General features: G+C 32.9%; 2 protein-coding genes. Both read left to right on the forward strand.

Annotated elements, in window-relative coordinates:
• Positions 1-394 (forward strand): proline racemase family protein (locus AC1DTM_RS27300; RefSeq protein WP_477001358.1); only part of this gene is annotated, 394 nt, incomplete at its 5' end.
• Positions 391-1,223 (forward strand): proline racemase family protein (locus AC1DTM_RS27305; RefSeq protein ID WP_477001359.1); only part of this gene is annotated, 833 nt, incomplete at its 3' end. The genes AC1DTM_RS27300 and AC1DTM_RS27305, both read left to right, overlap by 4 nt.

A 1,223-nucleotide genomic window follows, 5' to 3' on the forward strand; every position in this document is an offset into this window, starting at 1 on the left:
GTATTCGTTTATAAGAGGATTAACACATGTTGAATTTTATACAGATCCTACTCATGAAAGTGCGCATGTGAAAAATACAGTTGTTGTTCCACCAGGGGGAATTGATCGATCTCCATGTGGTACAGGAACATCAGCGAAGTTAGCTGTATTATACGCTCATAAAAAAATCGACATTGATGAAGAATTCGTTCATGAGAGTATTGTAGGTTCTCTATTTAAAGGTTGTGTCATGAATACAACATATGTCGAAAATATTGAAGCTGTAGTAACGAAAATTACGGGATCCGCTTGGCTTATGGGTATGCATAGATTTTTTTACAATGAAAAGGATCCACTTAAAGAAGGATTTTTGCTAATTCCGCCGATGGAACATGAAACGGAGGATGTAAAATGAACATTCAAAAAATGTATACAGCAGTAGACGTACACGTAAATGGCGAGGCATTTCGTGTAATGAAAGACGTACCATGCAAATACTACTACAGTTTGGAGCAATTAAACGAACAATTTTCAGGTGAATTAGCAGAAGAAATGAAGCTTTTATTAAATGAACCACGTGGTTTTATCGGTTTAAATGGATGTATTGTCGTTCCTTCTATTCATAATGAAGTGGATGCAGCTGTATTGTTTTTTAATCATGAAGGATCTATACCTCTTCATTACGGAGGTATTGTCGCAGTAATAACGATGTTACTAGAAAGCGGGTATTTAAAAAAGAGAGAGTCTAATCAATACAAAATCGAAACGCTATCTGGAATATTTTCAGTGGATGCATATGTAGAGAATGATGAAGTTGTATCTGTTTCGTTTGAAAGCAAACTATGTTATATGATTGAGAAAAATTTAAAGGTTGGTAATATAAGTTACTCTCTCATACAGGCAGATAAAGTATATGCAGTTGTAGAAAAGGATACGTATTCGCCAGAAATCAGTATTGAAAACATCTCTAAATTAAAAAAATGGGGTGAAGCTACACTTCAATCTATACAAAAACAGTCATTAATAAAAAGACTTATTTTAGTAGATTCTATGCAAAAAGAAAAGAACCATATAAAGTCGATTACATTTCATGAAGATAACTTTATAGTACGTTCGCCGGGTTTTGTTTCTACTATTGTGTCTTATGTTCATACATTATTTAAAAATGATTATATAGCGGATAAACCTTTTAGAAATGAAAGTATTTTTAATAGCTTTATAACAGTAGAAAAAGTGAAGAAAGA

This window comes from Bacillus sp. P4_D3 (assembly GCF_056401855.1).